The sequence below is a fragment of the Rossellomorea pakistanensis genome, from assembly GCF_016908495.1.
Classification (GTDB): Bacteria; Bacillota; Bacilli; order Bacillales; family Bacillaceae_B; genus Rossellomorea; species Rossellomorea pakistanensis.
The window spans coordinates 1-19,240 of record NZ_JAFBDZ010000012.1; the positions used below are offsets into that span (position 1 = coordinate 1).

18 protein-coding genes, 1 tRNA gene, 2 rRNA genes, 1 other RNA gene, 1 pseudogene and 1 other annotated feature are annotated in these 19,240 nt (G+C 36.8%); of the genes and pseudogenes, 6 read left to right on the forward strand and 17 right to left on the reverse strand.

The window, feature by feature from the left end; translation table 11 throughout:
* The 8 genes from JOC86_RS24255 to tadA form a co-directional block, all read right to left on the reverse strand.
* Nucleotides 1-67: ribosomal RNA gene (locus JOC86_RS24255) — 16S ribosomal RNA — on the reverse strand; the annotation flags it as partial.
* A 423-nt stretch (nt 68-490) separates the two neighbouring features.
* Entirely contained in the window at nt 491-757 is a 267-nt protein-coding gene (locus JOC86_RS24260; RefSeq protein ID WP_205176224.1) for a pro-sigmaK processing inhibitor BofA family protein, read from the reverse strand.
* 53 nt (nt 758-810) lie between these two features.
* On the reverse strand, nt 811-1,029 hold the full coding sequence (locus JOC86_RS24265; RefSeq protein ID WP_205176226.1) for a YaaL family protein: 219 nt from the start codon (nt 1,027-1,029) through the stop codon (nt 811-813).
* A gap of 18 nt (nt 1,030-1,047) precedes the next feature.
* Nucleotides 1,048-1,644 carry a recombination mediator RecR gene (gene recR / locus JOC86_RS24270; RefSeq protein WP_205176228.1) on the reverse strand — a complete coding sequence of 199 codons (597 nt, stop codon included), beginning with the start codon at nt 1,642-1,644 and terminating at the stop codon, nt 1,048-1,050.
* A gap of 11 nt (nt 1,645-1,655) precedes the next feature.
* Nucleotides 1,656-1,976: a YbaB/EbfC family nucleoid-associated protein gene (locus JOC86_RS24275; RefSeq protein WP_472925698.1), complete on the reverse strand. Its 321-nt coding sequence runs from the start codon at nt 1,974-1,976 to the stop codon at nt 1,656-1,658.
* A gap of 23 nt (nt 1,977-1,999) precedes the next feature.
* Nucleotides 2,000-3,688 carry a DNA polymerase III subunit gamma/tau gene (dnaX, locus tag JOC86_RS24280; protein ID WP_205176232.1) on the reverse strand — a complete coding sequence of 563 codons (1,689 nt, stop codon included), beginning with the start codon at nt 3,686-3,688 and terminating at the stop codon, nt 2,000-2,002.
* Between the two features lie 227 nt (nt 3,689-3,915).
* Nucleotides 3,916-4,180, reverse strand: an RNA gene (gene ffs, locus JOC86_RS24285) — signal recognition particle sRNA large type.
* Nucleotides 4,181-4,259: 79 nt separating this feature from the next.
* Nucleotides 4,260-4,772 (reverse strand): tRNA adenosine(34) deaminase TadA, encoded by a 513-nt coding sequence (gene tadA, locus JOC86_RS24290; RefSeq protein ID WP_338021822.1) that lies wholly within the window; start codon nt 4,770-4,772, stop codon nt 4,260-4,262.
* A 147-nt stretch (nt 4,773-4,919) separates the two neighbouring features.
* On the opposite strand from tadA, the pseudogene JOC86_RS24295 reads away from it, so the two are divergent.
* The 5 genes and pseudogenes from JOC86_RS24295 to JOC86_RS24315 all read left to right on the forward strand — a co-directional run bounded on the left by JOC86_RS24295 (nt 4,920) and on the right by JOC86_RS24315 (nt 9,615).
* Nucleotides 4,920-5,473, forward strand: a pseudogene (locus JOC86_RS24295) (cysteine hydrolase family protein).
* A gap of 67 nt (nt 5,474-5,540) precedes the next feature.
* Nucleotides 5,541-6,824 (forward strand): glycosyl hydrolase family 18 protein, encoded by a 1,284-nt coding sequence (locus tag JOC86_RS24300; protein WP_205176234.1) that lies wholly within the window; start codon nt 5,541-5,543, stop codon nt 6,822-6,824.
* Nucleotides 6,825-6,986: 162 nt separating this feature from the next.
* The gene (locus JOC86_RS24305; RefSeq protein ID WP_205176236.1) at nt 6,987-7,640 is read left to right on the forward strand and encodes a deoxynucleoside kinase; all 654 of its coding nucleotides are present in this window, start codon (nt 6,987-6,989) and stop codon (nt 7,638-7,640) included.
* Complete coding sequence (locus tag JOC86_RS24310) at nt 7,624-8,292, forward strand: deoxynucleoside kinase (RefSeq protein WP_205176238.1); 669 nt, start codon at nt 7,624-7,626, stop codon at nt 8,290-8,292. The genes JOC86_RS24305 and JOC86_RS24310 overlap by 17 nt, the downstream gene beginning before the upstream one ends.
* Before the next feature lie 441 nt (nt 8,293-8,733).
* Complete coding sequence (locus tag JOC86_RS24315) at nt 8,734-9,615, forward strand: helix-turn-helix domain-containing protein (protein ID WP_205176240.1); 882 nt, start codon at nt 8,734-8,736, stop codon at nt 9,613-9,615.
* 120 nt (nt 9,616-9,735) lie between these two features.
* Here the strand turns inward: JOC86_RS24315 and JOC86_RS24320 are convergent.
* The 6 genes from JOC86_RS24320 to guaB all read right to left on the reverse strand — a co-directional run bounded on the left by JOC86_RS24320 (nt 9,736) and on the right by guaB (nt 16,337).
* Nucleotides 9,736-9,828: transfer RNA gene (locus JOC86_RS24320), tRNA-Ser, on the reverse strand.
* A gap of 130 nt (nt 9,829-9,958) precedes the next feature.
* Nucleotides 9,959-11,236 (reverse strand): serine--tRNA ligase, encoded by a 1,278-nt coding sequence (serS, locus tag JOC86_RS24325; RefSeq protein WP_205176242.1) that lies wholly within the window; start codon nt 11,234-11,236, stop codon nt 9,959-9,961.
* A 51-nt stretch (nt 11,237-11,287) separates the two neighbouring features.
* Nucleotides 11,288-11,500, reverse strand: a binding site (T-box leader).
* A 51-nt stretch (nt 11,501-11,551) separates the two neighbouring features.
* On the reverse strand, nt 11,552-12,142 hold the full coding sequence (pdxT, locus tag JOC86_RS24330; RefSeq protein ID WP_205176244.1) for a pyridoxal 5'-phosphate synthase glutaminase subunit PdxT: 591 nt from the start codon (nt 12,140-12,142) through the stop codon (nt 11,552-11,554).
* A 12-nt stretch (nt 12,143-12,154) separates the two neighbouring features.
* Nucleotides 12,155-13,036: a pyridoxal 5'-phosphate synthase lyase subunit PdxS gene (gene pdxS, locus JOC86_RS24335; protein ID WP_205176247.1), complete on the reverse strand. Its 882-nt coding sequence runs from the start codon at nt 13,034-13,036 to the stop codon at nt 12,155-12,157.
* A 172-nt stretch (nt 13,037-13,208) separates the two neighbouring features.
* A complete protein-coding gene (locus tag JOC86_RS24340) occupies nt 13,209-14,507 on the reverse strand; it encodes a serine hydrolase (protein WP_205176273.1) in 1,299 nt (432 codons plus the stop codon).
* A gap of 366 nt (nt 14,508-14,873) precedes the next feature.
* Nucleotides 14,874-16,337: an IMP dehydrogenase gene (guaB, locus tag JOC86_RS24345; RefSeq protein WP_205176257.1), complete on the reverse strand. Its 1,464-nt coding sequence runs from the start codon at nt 16,335-16,337 to the stop codon at nt 14,874-14,876.
* Nucleotides 16,338-16,449: 112 nt separating this feature from the next.
* Here guaB and JOC86_RS24350 point away from each other — a divergent pair, with 112 nt between their 5' ends.
* Complete coding sequence (locus JOC86_RS24350) at nt 16,450-17,403, forward strand: YaaC family protein (protein WP_205176259.1); 954 nt, start codon at nt 16,450-16,452, stop codon at nt 17,401-17,403.
* Nucleotides 17,404-17,417: 14 nt separating this feature from the next.
* Here the strand turns inward: JOC86_RS24350 and JOC86_RS24355 are convergent, their stop codons facing one another.
* The 3 genes from JOC86_RS24355 to rrf all read right to left on the reverse strand — a co-directional run.
* Nucleotides 17,418-17,900 carry a glutathione peroxidase gene (locus JOC86_RS24355; RefSeq protein ID WP_205176261.1) on the reverse strand — a complete coding sequence of 161 codons (483 nt, stop codon included), beginning with the start codon at nt 17,898-17,900 and terminating at the stop codon, nt 17,418-17,420.
* 81 nt (nt 17,901-17,981) lie between these two features.
* The gene (locus tag JOC86_RS24360; RefSeq protein WP_205176269.1) at nt 17,982-18,371 is read right to left on the reverse strand and encodes a VOC family protein; all 390 of its coding nucleotides are present in this window, start codon (nt 18,369-18,371) and stop codon (nt 17,982-17,984) included.
* A gap of 775 nt (nt 18,372-19,146) precedes the next feature.
* A 5S ribosomal RNA gene (gene rrf / locus JOC86_RS24365) occupies nt 19,147-19,240 on the reverse strand; the annotation flags it as partial.

A 19,240-nucleotide genomic window follows, 5' to 3' on the forward strand; every position in this document is an offset into this window, starting at 1 on the left:
GCTCGACTTGCATGTATTAGGCACGCCGCCAGCGTTCGTCCTGAGCCAGGATCAAACTCTCCGATAGAAGTTTGACTTGCTCATTTGTGTAAGAATCATGTTCTTACGTTGTAAATCTTTTAGAATTAACGTTGACGTTTTGTCTTGTTCAGTTTTCAAGGTTCAATGTGTTCGTTTCTTGAGCACCTCTTTAATATATCATTTTTCGACACATAATGTCAATATATTTTTTGAGGTTTTTAAATTTGATAATGCCGTCTCGATAACGACAAGATTTATAATACCACCTATTCATTTCAATCGTCAATAGAATTTTAAAAAAATATCCTTTCATATAAATTGGCGTAATAATATAAAAGTCAGAAACCATACTTGAATAAGTAGAAGAAAAACAATTCTTCTTTGATCTACTTATTAAATCCCAAGAGGTTCCTGACATTCAGAAAATATGTTTTATGAAATTACCGTAAAATCACATGTTGTATAACTTTTAAACAAGGATATACGTTTGGATGACTGTTAATCCTATTACCCCTGGGATGCCTAGAATACCGGAAATGCTCGACGTGGCTAAATTAATCGGAACATGAATACCGAATTGACCCCCAAATGCATTTAAGAAAAATAAAAACAATGCTCCAATCATAACTTTCATTACAACTTGTCCAACGATTCGGACAGGTTTAAAAGGTGTGCCTGCAACAAGAAGAAAAACAATTAGACTACTTATGATTCCAATGACAACGATTGGACTCAAATCCTTCACCCTCTCTGAAACTTTTCCTACTATAGAGAGAATATGAAGGTTGTCTATCTTTTTATGACTATTTTTCTATTTTTAGCTTCTCTAAAAAGAAAGAAATATTTTGCCTCAGAAATTTTTGTGTGGCAATGAACCTCAAAAGTAGGTTCTACGCTCATCTCTTCAATCGATCGTTGTTGGACCCATTCTTGTTTTGCTTCATCAAGGACGGATATTAATTTCTCGTTGTATTCTTTTCTTAACTTTCCTTTTTTCCGAAAGAACATAGCTAGAACCACCTTTCATTAAACATCTCTTCTTCCTTCTAACGCTTTAGAGAGTGTGACTTCATCTGCATATTCTAAATCTCCGCCAACAGGAAGACCGTGAGCTATTCTTGTAAGCCTAATTCCAGAAGGCTTTAGCAGTCTGGAGATATACATCGCTGTAGCCTCCCCCTCGATGTTAGGGTTCGTTGCAAGAATGACTTCTTCTACTTCCTCATCTTGAAGTCTTTTTAGTAAGTCTGGTACGTTGATGTCTTCAGGTCCTATTCCATCCATCGGAGAAATAGCACCGTGAAGTACATGGTAAAGACCGCTAAATTCTTTCATCTTCTCCATGGCGATGACGTCCTTCGGATCCTGTACAACACATATTACTGTTCGATCCCGACGGTCATCTTGGCATATATAACAAGGATCCTGATCCGTTATATGACCACAGACCGTACAATAAGTGAGATTTCTTTTCGCATTGACTAGGGCTTTTGCAAAATCCAGTACAGTATCTTCTTTCATACTTAATACAAAAAATGCCAGACGAGCCGCTGTTTTCGGCCCGATACCTGGCAACTTCATAAAGCTATCAATTAATTTGGTTATCGGTTCAGGGTAATGCATGGTAATGCCTCCTAGAACATTCCTGGGAGATTCATACCTTTTGTGAATTGTCCCATTGTAGAGTTTGTTAATTCATCAGCTTTTTTCATAGCTTCGTTTGTAGCAGCTAAAACCAAGTCTTGTAACATTTCGATATCTTCCGGGTCAACTACTTCTTCTTTAATATTGACTTCTAGAACTTCTTTATGTCCAGAAACAATTACAGTAACCATTCCACCGCCAGCGCTTCCTTCAAGCCGCTTTTCGCCTAACCCTTCTTGTGCTTCCTGCATTTGTTTTTGCATTTTCTGCATTTGTTTCATCATATTTTGCATATTTCCCATTCCTCGCATCATTAAAAACCTCCATATAGTTATTATTCTTTTACTTCTAGTAATTCTTCACCCACAAGCTTTTTTGCTTCTGCAATGAACGGATCTTCTTCTTCCTGTTCTTCAGTAGTATTGTCACCGTCCATTTTTTGATATTTGATGAACTCTTCTCTTATTTTTTGCCACTGATCTTCTGGTACACCAACAACTTGGTAACCAGTAGTAGTCAGTTCTTGCAAGATAGAGGAGAGCGCTTCTAAAAAATTGGCATTTTCCATTGCCATTTGACAATGTATATCATACTTGAATTTTAATACAAAAGCATTTGTGGATGCCGCTACAGGTTCTGCATCATTTAATAGTGCAGCTTGCGATCTCATTTGCCTTTGGTTCAACATTTCAAGCATATCTCCCCAACGGCTTTTAATGAGGTTTAAATCTTCCCTTGTAGCTGTTTTTAAAACCTCTTGAATTTTCCCTGTTTGTGCTTTAAAGCCTTTTTGAGCTCTAGGTGCCCGCTTCGCTTGTTGTGGTGGCGAATCTTGTTTAACAGTGACCCCTTTGGCCTTAAGCTGTTGAAGTTCTGATTCAAGGGATTGGACTTTCTGTAAAAGCTCTTGTATCTCAGAACTATTATATCCTGGATTCGCTTCCATTTGACACAGCTTTACAAGGGAGACTTCCAGGTATATTCTGGCATGATTGGTGAATTTCATTTCTTGCTGGGCTTCATTCAGTATATCAATATATTTATATATTTGCTGAGGGGATACTTTATCACTTAACTCTTTGAATTCTTCATCTAGCATCACGCGCTCTAAAGATTCTTCAAGGTTAGGAGCCGTTTTATATAATAGCATATCTCTAAAATAAAGAATGAAATCCTCTACAAGCCTTGTAGGGTCTTTTCCTTGGAAGAGTAATTCTTCTAGAGCACCAAGGGCATCTGAAACGTTATACTCATCTATGGCTTTAGCTAGTTGATTTAAATAAACTTGAGAGACGGCTCCTGTTACAGTTAGAGCGTCTTCTACGGTTACTTTGTCATGGCTAAATGAGATGGCTTGATCGAGTAGACTTAAAGCGTCTCTCATTCCTCCTTCAGCAGCTCTTGCTATTACGCTTAATGCGTTTTCTTCATAGTGGACACCTGATTCATCTACAATATGAGCCATTCTACCAACGATATCCTGTGCCGTAATTCGTTTAAAGTCAAAACGCTGACAACGAGAGATAATCGTTAATGGGATTTTATGCGGCTCTGTTGTTGCAAGGATAAAAATAACGTGCTTAGGTGGTTCTTCTAAAGTTTTTAATAGGGCATTAAATGCTCCAATGGAAAGCATATGTACTTCATCAATAATATAGACCTTATACGTAACTACATTAGGAGCATATTTTACTTTGTCTCGTATATCGCGTATCTCTTCTACCCCGTTGTTAGAGGCGGCATCAATTTCAATGACATCCGGAATAGACCCATCTGTAATTCCTCTACATGCATCACACTCATTACAAGGTTCTGATATTGGTGCACTTTCACAATTGACTGCCTTTGCGAGGATCTTGGCCGCACTTGTCTTTCCTGTTCCACGAGGGCCGGAAAAGAGATAAGCGTGAGAGATCTTTTGTTGGAGAAGAGCATTTTGTAAAGTTTGGGTAACATGCTGTTGACCTACGACATCTACAAATTGTTGAGGTCTCCAAACACGATATAAGGCTTGATAACTCATTTTCCGATCCTCCTTTATGTATCGATTCTCTATTATTATAACGTAACTAAAAATACTTTTACAAAATCAAATTAAAAAATTATAAAAGCAATTTATCATCCACAGTCTGTGACTTATCCAAATTCACCTAAATAAAATTAGATCCCTTTCAATATCCTTATACGATTATAAATTCAAAAAAAGCTCATCCAAAAAGATGAGCTTTCATTTCATATGTAAATAAACTGCCGTGCACCTTCCTTCGACTAACATCCATAGGCGTTACTTAAGCAGTTAGCTCAGCCCAGGCAACCCTGCGGCACATGGGAGAGTCCGCTTAATGCTGCTTCCTTCCGGACCTGACATGGTTCGCGGGTTCCCATTGCGCAGGACCCAAGCGTCAACACCACTTACTTAAGGCAGGCCCTACAGATAGTTAGCCTCAGGAAGGGATTCGGCCTCGCTAGAGCGGATTGCGAGTACAGGGCACCGCTACCTCCCCGCTTAGCACGGCAAAATTGATACCATATTTGGTTTGCGTCATCATCGACGCAAATATCAGTATACTAGCCTTTACAGAAAAAAGCAATGTTTAATCACTGTTAATTCCTTCATCTATAACCAATGCTTTATTTTTTTTCGATTTCTTACGTTCCCTAAGGTTCTTAAAAAATTGACTAAGCACCTGTCCACACTCTTCTGATTTTACCCCGCTCATAACTTCACATTGATGATTAAACCTTGATTCCTGAAGTAAATTCATAAGTGTTCCTGCGCACCCTGCCTTTGGGTCAGCTGCTCCATAGACAACCTTATTAATTCTAGAAAGGACTATAGCCCCACTACACATCGGGCAAGGCTCCAGCGTTACATATAACTCTGCTCCTTCTAACCGCCAAGAACCAACCTTGTTACATGCCTCTTGAATGGCTAGAATTTCAGCATGGGTAATCGAATTTTGTGTTGTCTCTCTAAGATTATGTCCACGAGCAATCACTTCATCATCTAAGACAATGACTGCTCCTATCGGAACCTCATTTATACTTTCTGCTTTTTTAGCTTCTTGGATAGCTAAATCCATATAATATTCTTCTCTGTTTTCCACTAATAACTCACCTTCAAAATCAATTAATGATAAAGTAAAACGACCAAAAGAGGAATTCTTCCTTACAGATGGCTTGTAGAACAATCGCAGTTATTGCTGGATAAAAAGTCCACCTCATCCTCAAACTACCTTTAAGGAGGATGTAAGATGAGTAATGAACCTAGTCAAAAATATGCTCTTCTTGTTATCGATATATTGAATGATTTTAATTTTAAACATGGTAAAACTCTAGCAGCTCATACAGAAAAAATAGTGGAGCCTCTTCTTAAGCTAATGAATTATTGTAGAGGAAAGGACATTCCTGTTATCTACATCAATGTCACTATCGTTTATGGCAGGCAAATTTAGATAAAATCTATAATCACTGCCAGAATGATGTTAGTAATCCCATTATAAAACCATTATGTCCGAATGAAAAAGATTATTTCCTTATCAAACCTAAACACTCAGCTTTTTTTGGGACTGCACTCCATATGCTTCTTCATGAGATTGGAGTAAATACTTTAATCATTACAGGTATTGCCGGAAATATTTGTGTGCTTTTTACAGCCAATGATGCCTACATGAGAAATTTCAAGCTGATTATTCCAGAAGATTGTGTTGCTTCAGTTAGCAATCAGGATAATCTATATGCAATAGAAATGATGAAAAATGTATTATCAGCTAATATCATTCAGTCTAATAAATTTTTTGAAAAATAATCTATCATACCTTCTTTTTTTTTGTCATAAATTGATTACAGTGAACGAAGAAAAAGGAGGGTCAATAATGCAAGTCCACGTGGTTCAGCCAAACCAATCATTATTTGGAATTGCCCAAGCCTACGGTTCCACCGTTAACGATATTATAGAAGCCAATGAGTTACCTAATCCGAATCAGCTTGTGATCGGGCAAGCACTTGTCATTCCGATAGTAGGAAGTTTTTATTATGTTCAACCTGGAGATAGTTGGTGGTCTATTGGACAAAAAGTCGGTGTCCCATATCAGGAATTAGCTCAAATTAATGGGATTTCAATTAATCAGCCTCTTCAAGTAGGTTTACGTTTATATATACCGCCACGTCAAAAAACAGAAGCGGAGTTTAATGCCTATGTAGAACCATATGGTGAAACAGTGGCACCTAACTTAGAAGAAAGTGCTAGAGAAGCCGCGCCGTACCTGACATATCTAGCCCCATTTAGTTTTCAAGCAAAACGAGATGGGACACTAGAAGAACCTGCACTTGGAAACCTACTTGAGATCGGGAGAGCCAATAACAATGTATTAATGATGGCTATTACGAATCAGGAAGAAGGAAGCTTCAGTGATGAGCTCGGGAGAATTCTCTTGAATGATCAAGAGATTCAAAACAGATTTCTGGATAATATTGTGGCAACAGCTAAAAAATATGGATTTAGAGATATCCATTTCGACTTTGAATACTTAAGACCACAAGACAAAGAGGCTTATAATCAATTTCTCAGAAAAGCAAAGGCGAGATTTAGTCAAGAAGGCTGGTTATTATCAACAGCATTAGCACCTAAAACGAGTGCCGAACAAGAAGGAAAATGGTATGAAGCTCATGATTACAAAGCGCACGGCGAAATTGTCGATTTTGTTGTGATTATGACATATGAATGGGGTTATAGTGGGGGTCCACCAATGGCTGTGTCACCAATAGGACCTGTACGTGAGGTGTTAGAATATGCTATTTCTGAAATGCCTCCATCTAAAATTCTAATGGGGCAAAATCTATATGGGTATGATTGGACACTTCCTTTTGAACAAGGAGATACAGCAAAAGCGGTAAGTCCCCAGCAGGCCATCCAAATTGCAGCGGAAAACAATGTCCCCATCGAATACAGTGTAGAGGATCAGGCTCCTCATTTTACTTATCGTGACGCTGAAGGAAGAGAGCATGAGGTTTGGTTTGAGGACGCTCGCTCGATCCAAGCGAAATTTGATTTGTTAAAAGAGTTACAGCTAAGAGGAATGAGTTATTGGAAACTCGGACTTAGTTTTCCTCAAAACTGGTTACTTATCTCGGATAATTTCAATGTTAGAAAAAGATAAAAATCAAATAATGATTAAGATTAACTTTAAAGGGGTCCCTTTAAAGTTTTTTTATGGAATAACCTCCCTAAAACATTGTAAAATATCATGCCCTACATACAATATATTGTGTTAAAATAACCTTTGGTCGTCATTTATGAATTTATCTGAGGAGGACATTGCATGGGGAGCATTCCTTTCATTACGGTTGAAGGACCGATTGGAGTAGGAAAAACTTCTCTAGCTAAAGCCATTTCTGAACATTTTCAATTTCATCTTTTAAAAGAGATTGTAGATGAAAATCCATTTCTTAATAAATTTTACGAGAATATTGATGAATGGAGCTTTCAAACGGAGATGTTTTTCCTATGCAATCGTTATAAACAATTAGAGGATATAGAGTCGAAATATATTTCAAAAGATCAACCTGTTGTCGCAGATTACCATATCCTAAAAAATATTATTTTTGCAAAGAGAACGTTAAAAGACAAACAATATGATAAATACTTAAATATTTATCGAATTTTAACGGCAGATATGCCGCAGCCTAATGTCATTATCTATTTAAACGCTAGCTTAGATACACTTATGGACAGAGTTGCATTAAGAGGGAGAGATTTTGAAAAAAATATGAGTTCCCTATACCTAGAGCAGCTATCTCTAGATTATGAGAATTATATGAACGAATTTGAAAAAGAACATCCCGATATACCGGTGCTTCGTTTCAATGGTGATAAACTTGATTTTGTCCAACGTAAAGAAGACTTATCGTTCATTATGAGCAAACTAGAGAATATTTTAGCAGAAGGAGTTCAATGTCATGGATCTTCGAAGTAAATATGGGATTCCCAATAATGCTGTTATCACCATAGCAGGTACAGTCGGAGTTGGAAAGTCTACGATGACTAATGGATTGGCGAAAGCACTTGGCTTTCGTACTTCTTTTGAAAAAGTAGATTCAAACCCATACCTAGATAAATTTTACCAAGATTTTAAAAGCTGGAGCTTTCATCTTCAAGTATACTTTTTAGCAGAGCGTTTTAAAGAGCAAAAGAAAATCTTTGAATACGGTGGAGGATTTATTCAAGATCGATCGATTTACGAAGATACGGGAATATTTGCTCGTATGCATTATGAAAAAGGAAATATGTCAGCTGTTGACTATGAAACCTATACAAGCCTATTTGATGCAATGGTTATGACACCTTATTTCCCACATCCTGACCTTTTAGTCTACTTAGAAGGTTCATTGGATAATATCGTGGATCGCATCAAAGAAAGAGGACGTCCAATGGAGCAACAAACTCCAGTTGAGTATTGGGAAGAAATGCACGACCGTTATGAAAACTGGATTAACTCCTTCAATGCCTGTCCGGTTCTCAGGTTGAACATTAATGACTATGACCTCGTTAATAATGAAGGCTCTATTGAACCAATTGTGGAGCGAATTGGGTATTTTATTGAACAAACACGACTATTAAAGAAATAATGAAATAATGTACTTAGGAAGGCGACTCAAAAAAGAGGAGCCTTCCTATTTTTTTGAAGAAAAGCGGAGACGCTTTGAACAGGCCTGACAAGCAAAAGAGAGATTGAGCTACACATATCTATAAAAAAGACAGTTTTTCGTAAACCTTGTTGTTATTAAAAACAGAGTTAGTGGGTTTCCGCTCCAACCAACCGTTTTACAAAAGGTTTATGTTCCTAATAAACAACAATCATTTAGAAAGCAGTCATAAAAAAAGGACACTTCCCACAAGGAGAAATGTCATCTACAGGTATTAATTGACGTTAACTCTATTAAAACATAATGTGACTTTTGATGTATTTCTATTCTCAAGGATTGTCAGGGAGTTATCTTATGTTAAATTCGTTTATGTTTCAAATACCTGATAAAATATTAATATATTAATATTTTGAGGTGACACCATTGAACTACTCTGAAATTGGGAAAAATATCAAGGAACTTCGGAAAACAATAGGACTCACCCAAGGGGATCTAGCAGATGGTATCTGCACTCAAGCTCTTATTAGTCGTATAGAAAAAGGCGATATTTATCCAAGTGCAACAGTTCTTTATGAAATCTCTCAAAAACTTGGAGTAGATATTAATTACTTCTTTGAGATCGGTACGACTCCTCGATTGGATTATGTGAAAGAGGTAGAGCGGCAGTTGAAGATTGCACGAAGGAAGTTAAAATATGAGGATATGATGGAAATAGTGAGAATTGAAGAAAAAAATTCTCTTTTTAAATTGAACAAAAAAAACCTTCAACTTTTATATTGGCATAAAGGAATTTACCAATATGAAAATGATAACGATATGAATTCTTCTCTAAAAACTTTAAACCAAGCAATGTTGTTAACAGCTAATAATAGTAAAGCTTGGTCAGAGAGAGAAATAGAAATTTTCCTCACCATTGGAGCCATTCAATTTAATGAGAATCATCTTAACAACGCTTTAGATATTTATAGTAAGATTCGTTTTTATTTAAAAAAGAATCCGTATCTACAAGATATCACTATTATGACAAGATTGTTTTATAATATATCAAGGGTTTATACACGGTTAGAAAATTATAATGAATCTATTTTATATTGCAAGAAGGGAATTAGTTGGTGTATAAAAAATGAAAATATGTCACTCTTAGCACAATTGCATTATCAAATTGGCTATAATTATGAACGCCAGTCAAATTTCAAAGATAGCTTAATTCATCTAAAACAGGCTCAGCTCATCTTTAAATTACAATCAGATGATAAATATAAAAAGTTCATTGAAAATAAAATAGAAGTACTAGAGAAAAAATAAAAGGTTAAGAATACTTTAGAAGTAGGACAAATACGAAATGATCAAATAAAAAATTCGTTACATAAACTGTAACGAATTTTATCTCCAAAATTTTATGCGCTGTGGTTGTTTGTAAATCAATGGCGGAGGAAGAGGGATTCGAACCCCCGCGGGCTTTGACACCCCTGTCGGTTTTCAAGACCGATCCCTTCAGCCGGACTTGGGTATTCCTCCGTATCGACAAGAATTATAATATCACAGAGAAAAATTGAAGTCAACACTATTTCAAAATATTTTTTTGGAGGCAATCTGTAAGGAAGAAAGCCTCCAAAATTTTTAACACTTTCTTTTTTAGAAAAATATTTTATGCCTTTATTACCTCTTGTCCTCCCATGTATGGGCGGAGTACTTCTGGAATGATGACACTGCCATCTTCTTGCTGATAATTCTCTAATATGGCTGCAACCGTACGTCCAATTGCAAGACCAGAACCATTTAGCGTATGCACATGTTCTGGCTTTGCATTTGGTTCACGTCGGAATCGAATATTGGCTCTTCTTGCTTGGAAACCTTCAAAATTACTACAAGAAGATATTTCACGATACGTGTTATAGCTTGGAATCCATACTTCAAGATCATATTTCTTCGCTGCTGTAAAACCTAAATCTGCTGTACACATTGTTAAAACACGGTATGGCAACCCTAACAATTGCAATACCTTCTCCGCATGGCCTGTTAATTTTTCAAGCTCATCATAAGAATCCTCTGGTTTAACAAAACGAACGAGCTCGACTTTATTAAACTGATGCTGACGAATAAGACCTCTCGTATCTCTTCCGGCAGACCCTGCCTCAGAGCGGAAATTCGCACTATACGCAGCGTAGCTTATTGGAAGCTCTTCCCCACTTAAAATCTCATCTCGATGGTAATTTGTTACAGGTACTTCTGCTGTTGGGATTAGAAAATAGTCTTCGCTTTCGATTAGAAATGCGTCTTCTTCAAATTTTGGAAGCTGACCAGTCCCTGTCATACTAGCACGATTAACCATTTGCGGTGGCAGCATTTCTGTATATCCATGTTCATCTTGGTGAAGATCCATCATAAAGTTTATTAGTGCTCTTTCTAAACGAGCCCCCATTCCTTTATAGAAAACAAATCGGCTTCCTGTTACTTTACCAGCTCGTTCAAAGTCCAAGATTCCAAGATCTGTTGCCACATCCCAATGTGGTTTTGGTTCGAAAGAAAATTCAGGAACCTCTCCCCATTTTTTGCTCTCAACATTATCATCTTCAGTTTCTCCTACTGGTACGCTTTCATGAGGAATATTCGGAATAGATAAAAGTAAATTCTCTAAAGTTCCTTCAACCTCGCGGAGCTCTTCATCCAGCTTTTTAATCATTTGTCCTACTTCTCTCATTTCTAAAATGAGATCGTCCGCATTTTGTTTCTGTTTCTTCATTTGAGCGATTTGCTGAGAGACTTCATTTCGCTTACTTTTTAAGTTTTCTGTCTCTACTAACAATTCACGTCTTCTCTTATCCAATTCCTCAAACTTTTCAAAATCTGCTAAGTCTTCTCCACGATGTTGCAATTTTGTTTTTACTTCTTCAAAATTTGCTCGTAAGTATTTAATTTCAAGCATGTTTTCTCCTCCTCTAAATGGTTATAAATAAACACAAAAACCCCCATCCCTAAAAGGGACGGAGGTACCGCGTTGCCACCCTAGTTGAAAACAAAAAATGGTTTTCCACTCTATTAGGATAACGGTTATAAAACCGAAAGTACCTACTAAGTTGTTCAGTACTTTACTCAAGGACGGATTCATGAACTCCTTTCATCGGTTTCCACCAGCCACCGACTCTCTGCAGAAAGCATACTCACTACTATTTCCTCTCAACGATTTGATTGATATTTTGTAATCATTAATTTACTACAATTATTTCCACATTGCAACAGTTTATACAAATTGTTTACTCTTAGCTTCTTCTACCATTTTGACAAAGTATCCTGTTAAGCGATGATCGTCTGTGAGTTCTGGATGAAATGAACACCCTAAAAATTGTCCATGTCTTGCAGCTACAATACGTCCATTATGTTTGGCTAAGACTTCAACATCCTCTCCAGCCTCTACAATATGTGGAGCTCTGATAAATACAGCATTATAGTTTTCTGCAACATTGGCAATATCCAGGTCGGCTTCAAAGCTTTCTTTTTGGCGACCGAAAGAGTTTCGTTCCACCGTTACATCCATAACACCTAAATGTGGAGTATCGTATCCTACGATTTGTTTCGCCAAAATGATTAAACCTGCACAAGTGCCAAACATTGGTTTGCCAGCTTCTACAAATGCCTTTAATGGCTCCATAAATTCATAGCGATCGATCAGCTTTCTCATTGTTGTACTTTCCCCACCAGGAATGATTAAACCATCGATTTCTTGAAGCTGCTCTTGCTTTTTGACAACAACGGCTTCTGCTCCACTAGATTCGATTGAGTGCACATGCTCTCTAACTGCTCCTTGAAGCCCTAATACACCTATCTTTACCATAGCGACACCTTCTTACCAGCCACGATCTTGCATGCGGTTTTCTGGAGTTAGTGAAGAAATCTCAATTCCCTTCATTGCTGTACCAAGATTTTTAGATAGCTCTGCAATCAGTTCATAATCTTGGTAGTGAGTAGTCGCTTCTACAATCGCTTTTGCAAATTTTTCAGGGCTCTCTGATTTGAAGATACCAGATCCTACGAATACTCCATCAGCGCCTAATTGCATCATCAATGCCGCATCTGCTGGTGTTGCTACACCACCTGCAGCAAAGTTTACAACTGGTAGACGACCATTATTCTTGATTTCAAGAAGAACTTCGTATGGAGCTCCTAGTAGCTTCGCTTCCGTCATAATTTCATCTTCACTCATATGAACAAGCTTACGTACTTGTCCATTTACTTTGCGAATATGACGAACTGCCTCAACGATATTACCTGTACCCGGTTCACCTTTAGTACGAAGCATTGAAGAACCTTCTCCAATACGGCGAGCAGCTTCACCTAAATCACGGCAGCCACATACGAAAGGAACGGTGAATTCTTTTTTATTTAAATGATATTCCTCATCAGCTGGTGTTAAAACTTCACTTTCATCAATATAGTCCACACCCATTGATTCTAGAACTCGTGCTTCAACAATATGGCCGATACGTGCTTTAGCCATTACTGGAATAGTCACGGCGTGCATAACTTCTTCCACAATGCGTGGATCCGCCATTCTTGCTACACCGCCAGCTGCGCGAATATCTGATGGAACACGCTCAAGTGCCATAACTGCAACAGCACCAGCTTGTTCAGCGATTTTTGCCTGCTCTGCATTAACAACGTCCATAATGACGCCGCCCTTTTGCATTTCAGCCATTCCACGTTTCACTCGATCTGTACCCGTCTTCATTCCTAAAATCCCCCTTAGATATCCTCACAGCAATATTATTAGGTATAATCCGACAATCGTTGTAAGGTAAATTTTGACTATTACAATCGGAATTATAATTATTCCTTTAAGCCTAATAAAACAACAAAAAACACCTCCTGTCAAGACAGGAAGTGTCATTCGTAATTGGTTATTAGAACCAACCTTTTACTGTAGAAGTAATACCGTCCCAAAGATCTCCAAAAAATCCTCCTACAGCTCTCATTGAAAGAACAAACCAATTGGCTTTTTCTACTTTTTGAGTCGTGACAACATCAACTTTAGCTTGCCCATTACCAGTAATGTATCCAAGCTCATCTTTTAAATCAACAGACAAATACCCAACCGTTTCTCCTTTTTTGATAGGAGCTGTTAATTCTTTGTCTTTTGTAAATTTATCTTTGTTAAGCTCAAATTTTGGTTTAAATTTTTTCTCCCCATCTTTAACGACTCTTTTTAATGGAGCAGCACTTTTAATGCTTACTTCTTTTTCTTTTCCCTTTATAACGGGTAATGTCTTGTTTCCTTTAATTTCATATCCCTTAGGATAGATTTCTTCTACAGAATAATTGTTAAATGCATAATCTAACATTTCTTTTGTTTGATTAAATCTAGCTTCATATGAACCTTTATTATTATCATCTTTAGCGTTCATGACAACAGTTATATAGCGCTCACCGTTTCTTTCAGCGGTCCCAGTAAAACAAAAACCGGCGAAATCAGTAGTACCTGTTTTGAGTCCATCCATTCCTTCATAACCGTACACTAATCCAGGCAGCATCCAGTTCCAGTTTTCCATGTTTGTTACATCATCCGTACCTTCTCTAAACTTTAATTTCTCAATACTTGAGGTTTCAAGTACCTCAGGGAAATCATGGATTAAATGATAGGCTAATTTCGCTGTATCTTTAGCTGACATGACATTTTCATCTTGCGGGCCGGTTCCTTCTGGATGCATCCCTTTTAAATCCTTATTATTTAAACCAGAGGAGTTCACAAACTTATAGTTCTCTAAACCTAACTCTTCGGCCTTCTTATTCATCATTTTCACAAATTCAGCTTCAGTACCTGCAATGGTTTCTGCAATGGCCATTGTTGCACCGTTCGCCGAGTAAATAGCCATTGCTTCATATAATTCTTTCACTGTATAAGTACCATCTGCTCTTAGGGGTACATTACTTAATGAAGTATCTTGAGATACCTTATAAACGGCTTCACTTACAGAATATTCATCTTCAAAGGAGACTTTACCTTCTTTAATAGCTTCAAGTAATAAATACTCTGTCATCATTTTGGTCATGCTTGCAATTCCAAGTGCTGATTCAGAGTTTTTCTCATATAAAATTTTTCCTGTACTAGCTTCGATTAAGATCGCAGCATCAGCATTAATATCCAAGGCACCTTCTGCATTTGCAGGTTTTTGAATGACAGTCATTGCCATTAACAAAATCATTAAGCAGACAACAAATTTTTGAAACAAACTTCTTTTCACTTTAAGCCCTCCATCGTTTTATGTACACTTTTGTTATTTTATCATAGTTCCCTTTTTAAGAGTAGACAGATAATATTCCTACTTTCGGAAGATTTTTGACAGTTTTTTAAAGTTTTCGTAGAAAAGAGGAAACTCCTTGAACAGGCCTTATATCCATAAGAGAAGCCACCTAGAAAGGTTTTACTCCTTTCTAGGTGGCTTGTTTTATGACTTAGACAGCTAGAAGCCGATTAACTTTTTATGCGAAGACACTCCTAAATTTCACTTTTTAAAAAACAGGACTACTGTCAAATGAAGATAGTCCTGTCTGGATATTAATTTATACGATTATAGTGAGTAATTTGGTGCTTCTTTTGTAATTTGAACATCATGTGGATGGCTTTCTCTTAAACCAGCTCCCGTCATACGGATAAACTGAGATTCCTCTCTCAGAGCTTCAAGGTTCTTAGATCCACAATAGCCCATACCTGAGCGAAGACCTCCAATAAGCTGGTATAAAGTATCCGAAAGCGGCCCTTTATATGGTAATCTTCCTTCAATTCCCTCAGGAACAAATTTTTTCGCTTCTTCTTGGAAGTAACGATCCTTTGAACCCTTTTCCATTGAGCTAACAGACCCCATTCCACGATACACTTTAAAGCGACGACCTTGGAAAATTTCTGTTTCTCCAGGACTTTCTGTCGTACCAGCAAGAAGACTTCCAAGCATGACAGCGTGTCCACCTGCAGCTAGTGCTTTCGCAATATCACCAGAGTACTTAATTCCACCATCGGCGATAATGGTTTTTCCATGCTTTCTAGCCTCTGTAGCACAATCATAAATGGCTGTTATTTGAGGCACACCAACACCTGCTACGACACGTGTTGTACAAATAGATCCTGGACCAATTCCAACTTTTACGACATCTGCACCAGCTTCAAACAGTGCACCTGTTGCTTTTGCTGTCGCAACATTTCCTGCAATAATGTTTAAATCAGGATAAGCTTCTCTAATCTCTTTAACAGCAGAAAGAACCCCTGCCGAATGTCCATGAGCAGTATCAATGACAATGGCATCTACTTGAGCTCTTACAAGCATTTCTACTCGCTTCATGGTGTCTTTAGAAACACCAACAGCAGCACCAACTAATAGACGGCCTTGGGAATCCTTTGCTGAATTTGGGAATTCAATAACTTTTTCAATATCTTTAATCGTAATAAGCCCTTTTAAAATTCCTTTATTATCGATCAACGGTAATTTCTCAATTTTATGGTTCTGAAGAATTTTTTCAGCCTCATCTAATGTAGTTCCGACAGGAGCAGTGACTAATTCATCTTTTGTCATCACATCAGAAATTTGGATAGAGTAATCTTGAATAAATCGTAAGTCACGATTGGTAAGAATACCAACTAAACGTTGCTCATCTTCATTGTTAACGATAGGAACACCAGAAATTCGATATTTGCCCATTAAATGTTCAGCATCAAATACTTGATGCTCTGGAGTTAAGAAAAATGGATCCGTAATAACTCCACTTTCTGAGCGTTTTACCTTATCTACATGCTCAGCTTGCTGTTCAATGCTCATATTTTTATGAACAATCCCCAGACCACCTTGACGAGCCATACTAATCGCCATATCAGCTTCTGTTACAGTGTCCATCCCAGCACTAATAACTGGTACCTTTAGCTTTAATGTCTCTGTTAACGCCACTTGAATATCTACGTCTTTAGGTAAAACCTCAGATTTAGCAGGGAGTAACAGCACATCATCAAAAGTTAAACCTTCTTTAGCAAATTTAGTTTCCCACATTTCTATGCCCTCCTGATCCCAAAAATATTATTAGTAGGTTATCAATTGGTTAAAATACTGTCAAGAAGAACTTAATTAGTTTAATTTTTCTAAATATTCGGAGGTAATCATTTTGTATGGTGAAGAGAATTATTGGAGTTATTTAAAACTCTTTCAGTCAGCTGACTATAGTAAAAAATTTTTAAATGTATGTTATTCAAAACAACAAATTAAGGAACCTGACTCCTCTAGTTTTAACAACTGCTACTCGTTTATGTACTACCTAGAACAAGGGGAACTATATTTAAAAGAATCATTACATACTCCATTATCGATTAAACCTATATTAATTTTTTATGGGTATGTTCATTTAATCAAAGCATGCGTGTTAACCGTAGATCCTAAGTATCCAGAAACTACTAGTGTTTTAGCACATGGAGTGACAACAAGAAAAAGAAAGAAACAACAATATAGCTTCTTAAAAGACGAAGTAAAAATACAAAGAAATGGGCTTTTTTCCCACTTCACAAATAAAATGTTTCACGTGAAACATATGGAAAGTGAAAAATTTAAAATGGAAGAATTACTTTCTCAAATCCCTGAACTAGCAGAAGCCTTTTATTATTTACTAGATAAAAACCATTTAATCGAGCTTGGCAATAATAATCGTATTATACTTCCTAACAATTTAATAAATCATTTCCACATGTCAGATGATTTACTTAAACAGTATCTTACTGAAAAAATGGGAGAGAAAGTCATATGGCTAAGGAGTAATGAAATTCAGCTTACTAACCATGGATTTGAAGCGCCACCTATAAGGTTTAATCTTAAAAAGCACTCCTATTTTTTCTCAATTTACCGAAATAATGCTTTTCTACTGCCAGAACCCATTATTTATTATTTAACATTATATAATTTAAGCATGATTGCGAGATATGAAATCGAATGGTGGATGGAATTACTAAAATCAACACCCAATGAAGATTTTCCAATCATCGACCAATTTGTTTCTGTTGTTTACAACAAAATACCCTATTTTATTACTTCTTTTTTAAAAGCAAAAATAAAAGGAGAGAACATATAGTCATTCCTCTCCTTTTATTTATTTAATAATTCAATAATATCTTTCTCGATTTTGGCTGGATTTGTTTGGGGAGCATACCGATTAAAAACATTTCCGTTAGAATCAATTAAAAACTTAGTGAAATTCCATTTAATTTCTGAAGTAAGCATTCCTTTTTTTTCGGAAACTAAAAATTTAAATAGAGGATGTTGGTTACTACCTTTAACATCTACTTTTGAAAACATCGGAAACTTTACACCATAGTTGATTTGGCAAAACTCAAGTATTTCTTTATTTGTTTCAAACTCCTGATTCATGAACTGATCACATGGAAAGCCAAGAACTACCAACCCTTGGTCTTGATACTTTTTATATAAATTTTGAAGCTCTTCAAATTGTGGGGTAAACCCGCACTTACTTGCCGTATTGACAATTAGTAAAACATTCCCTTTATAATTCTCCAAAGAAACTTCTTCTCCATTTGGAGTTTGGACGTTTATCTCATATAAAGAATTCATTTAGTTTCTCCTTTTCTAATGGTCTAATGACTCTATTTGTTATCCTATGATTTATAGAATAGGAACAACTTAACCTTCATTTTAATACAGTGGGGCTACTACCTCTACTTTTATACGGTCTGGATCTTCAAAATACAATGCATAGTGATCCTTACCGCCTGCGTAAGGGTGTTTATTTTCATATAGAACTCTAACCCCTTTGTCCTTTAAAGTTAGGGTTAGATCGTCTACCTGCTCCTTTGAAGCGGCGTGGAAAGCCAAATGATTTAATCCTACTCTACAGCGATGGAAAGGAATATCCAAAAAACGCTCTTCAGCTTGAACAAAAACTAAATAGGTTTCTTCATATTTCCAACTTACCCCTAACTCCCATTCTTGAAACTTCTTATATCCTAGTTCAGTAAGAAGCCATTCCCAAAATTCGATTGTTTTCTTTAAATTAGAGACATATAGTTCTATATGGTGCAGCATTTTAACTCCTTAAAAATTAATTTTTAGATTAACTTAATATAAAGTTCAACTAAGTTTAGATTTTTTCCTGCTTATAAGTTGTTTTAATTCTTTAGGAATAGACTTAGAAATGGGAAATCCTTAAATTCCTATTTATTAAGTCGATAGATAATTCATTACTAGAATAGTTTCAGTTTTTGTCGAGAAATCAATAGAAAGGGGAAAGTTGAAAATTAAAACGCTAAAGTTAAAAAATGAAGTTGAAAAGTTGATGATTAAAGACTCAAAGTTGAAAATTAGCGACATCATTTTGTTTTTTTCAATGGTAACACTCCATTATTAATACTACTTTTCATATAAAACCTTTGATATATAATAAGACTGTTGAATAACTGAGCTTTTTGATTAAAAAATCTCACGTTTTCACAAAATGATTTCGAACTTTGGAATTTTATAATTAACAACACAAAAAAAGAGTAACCTTCTCGGTCTACTCTTTTTCTTATTGGCCTGGCGATGTCCTACTCTCACAGGGCCCCCCAACTACCATTGGCGCTGGCTGCGGCTTCCGATGAGCTTCAGATCTCTTCGTCCGCTTCTCTCTTTCAGATCCTCGTGGGGTTACCCCACTCCGGTCTTCTTTCGTTCGCGTCCTCGACCTCCTCGCTCCTCTAAACCCTCGCTCTGCCTTAGATGGGGCTACTGCTCCTGCAAAACACTTTGAACACCCTTGCGGGTTTATATTTTCAAAATACAAAAAAAGAGTAACCTTTTCGGGCTACTCTTTTTCTTATTTGCCTGGCGATGTCCTACTCTCACAGGGGGAATCCCCCAACTACCATTGGCGCTGAAGAGCTTAACTTCCGTGTTCGGCATGGGAACGGGTGTGA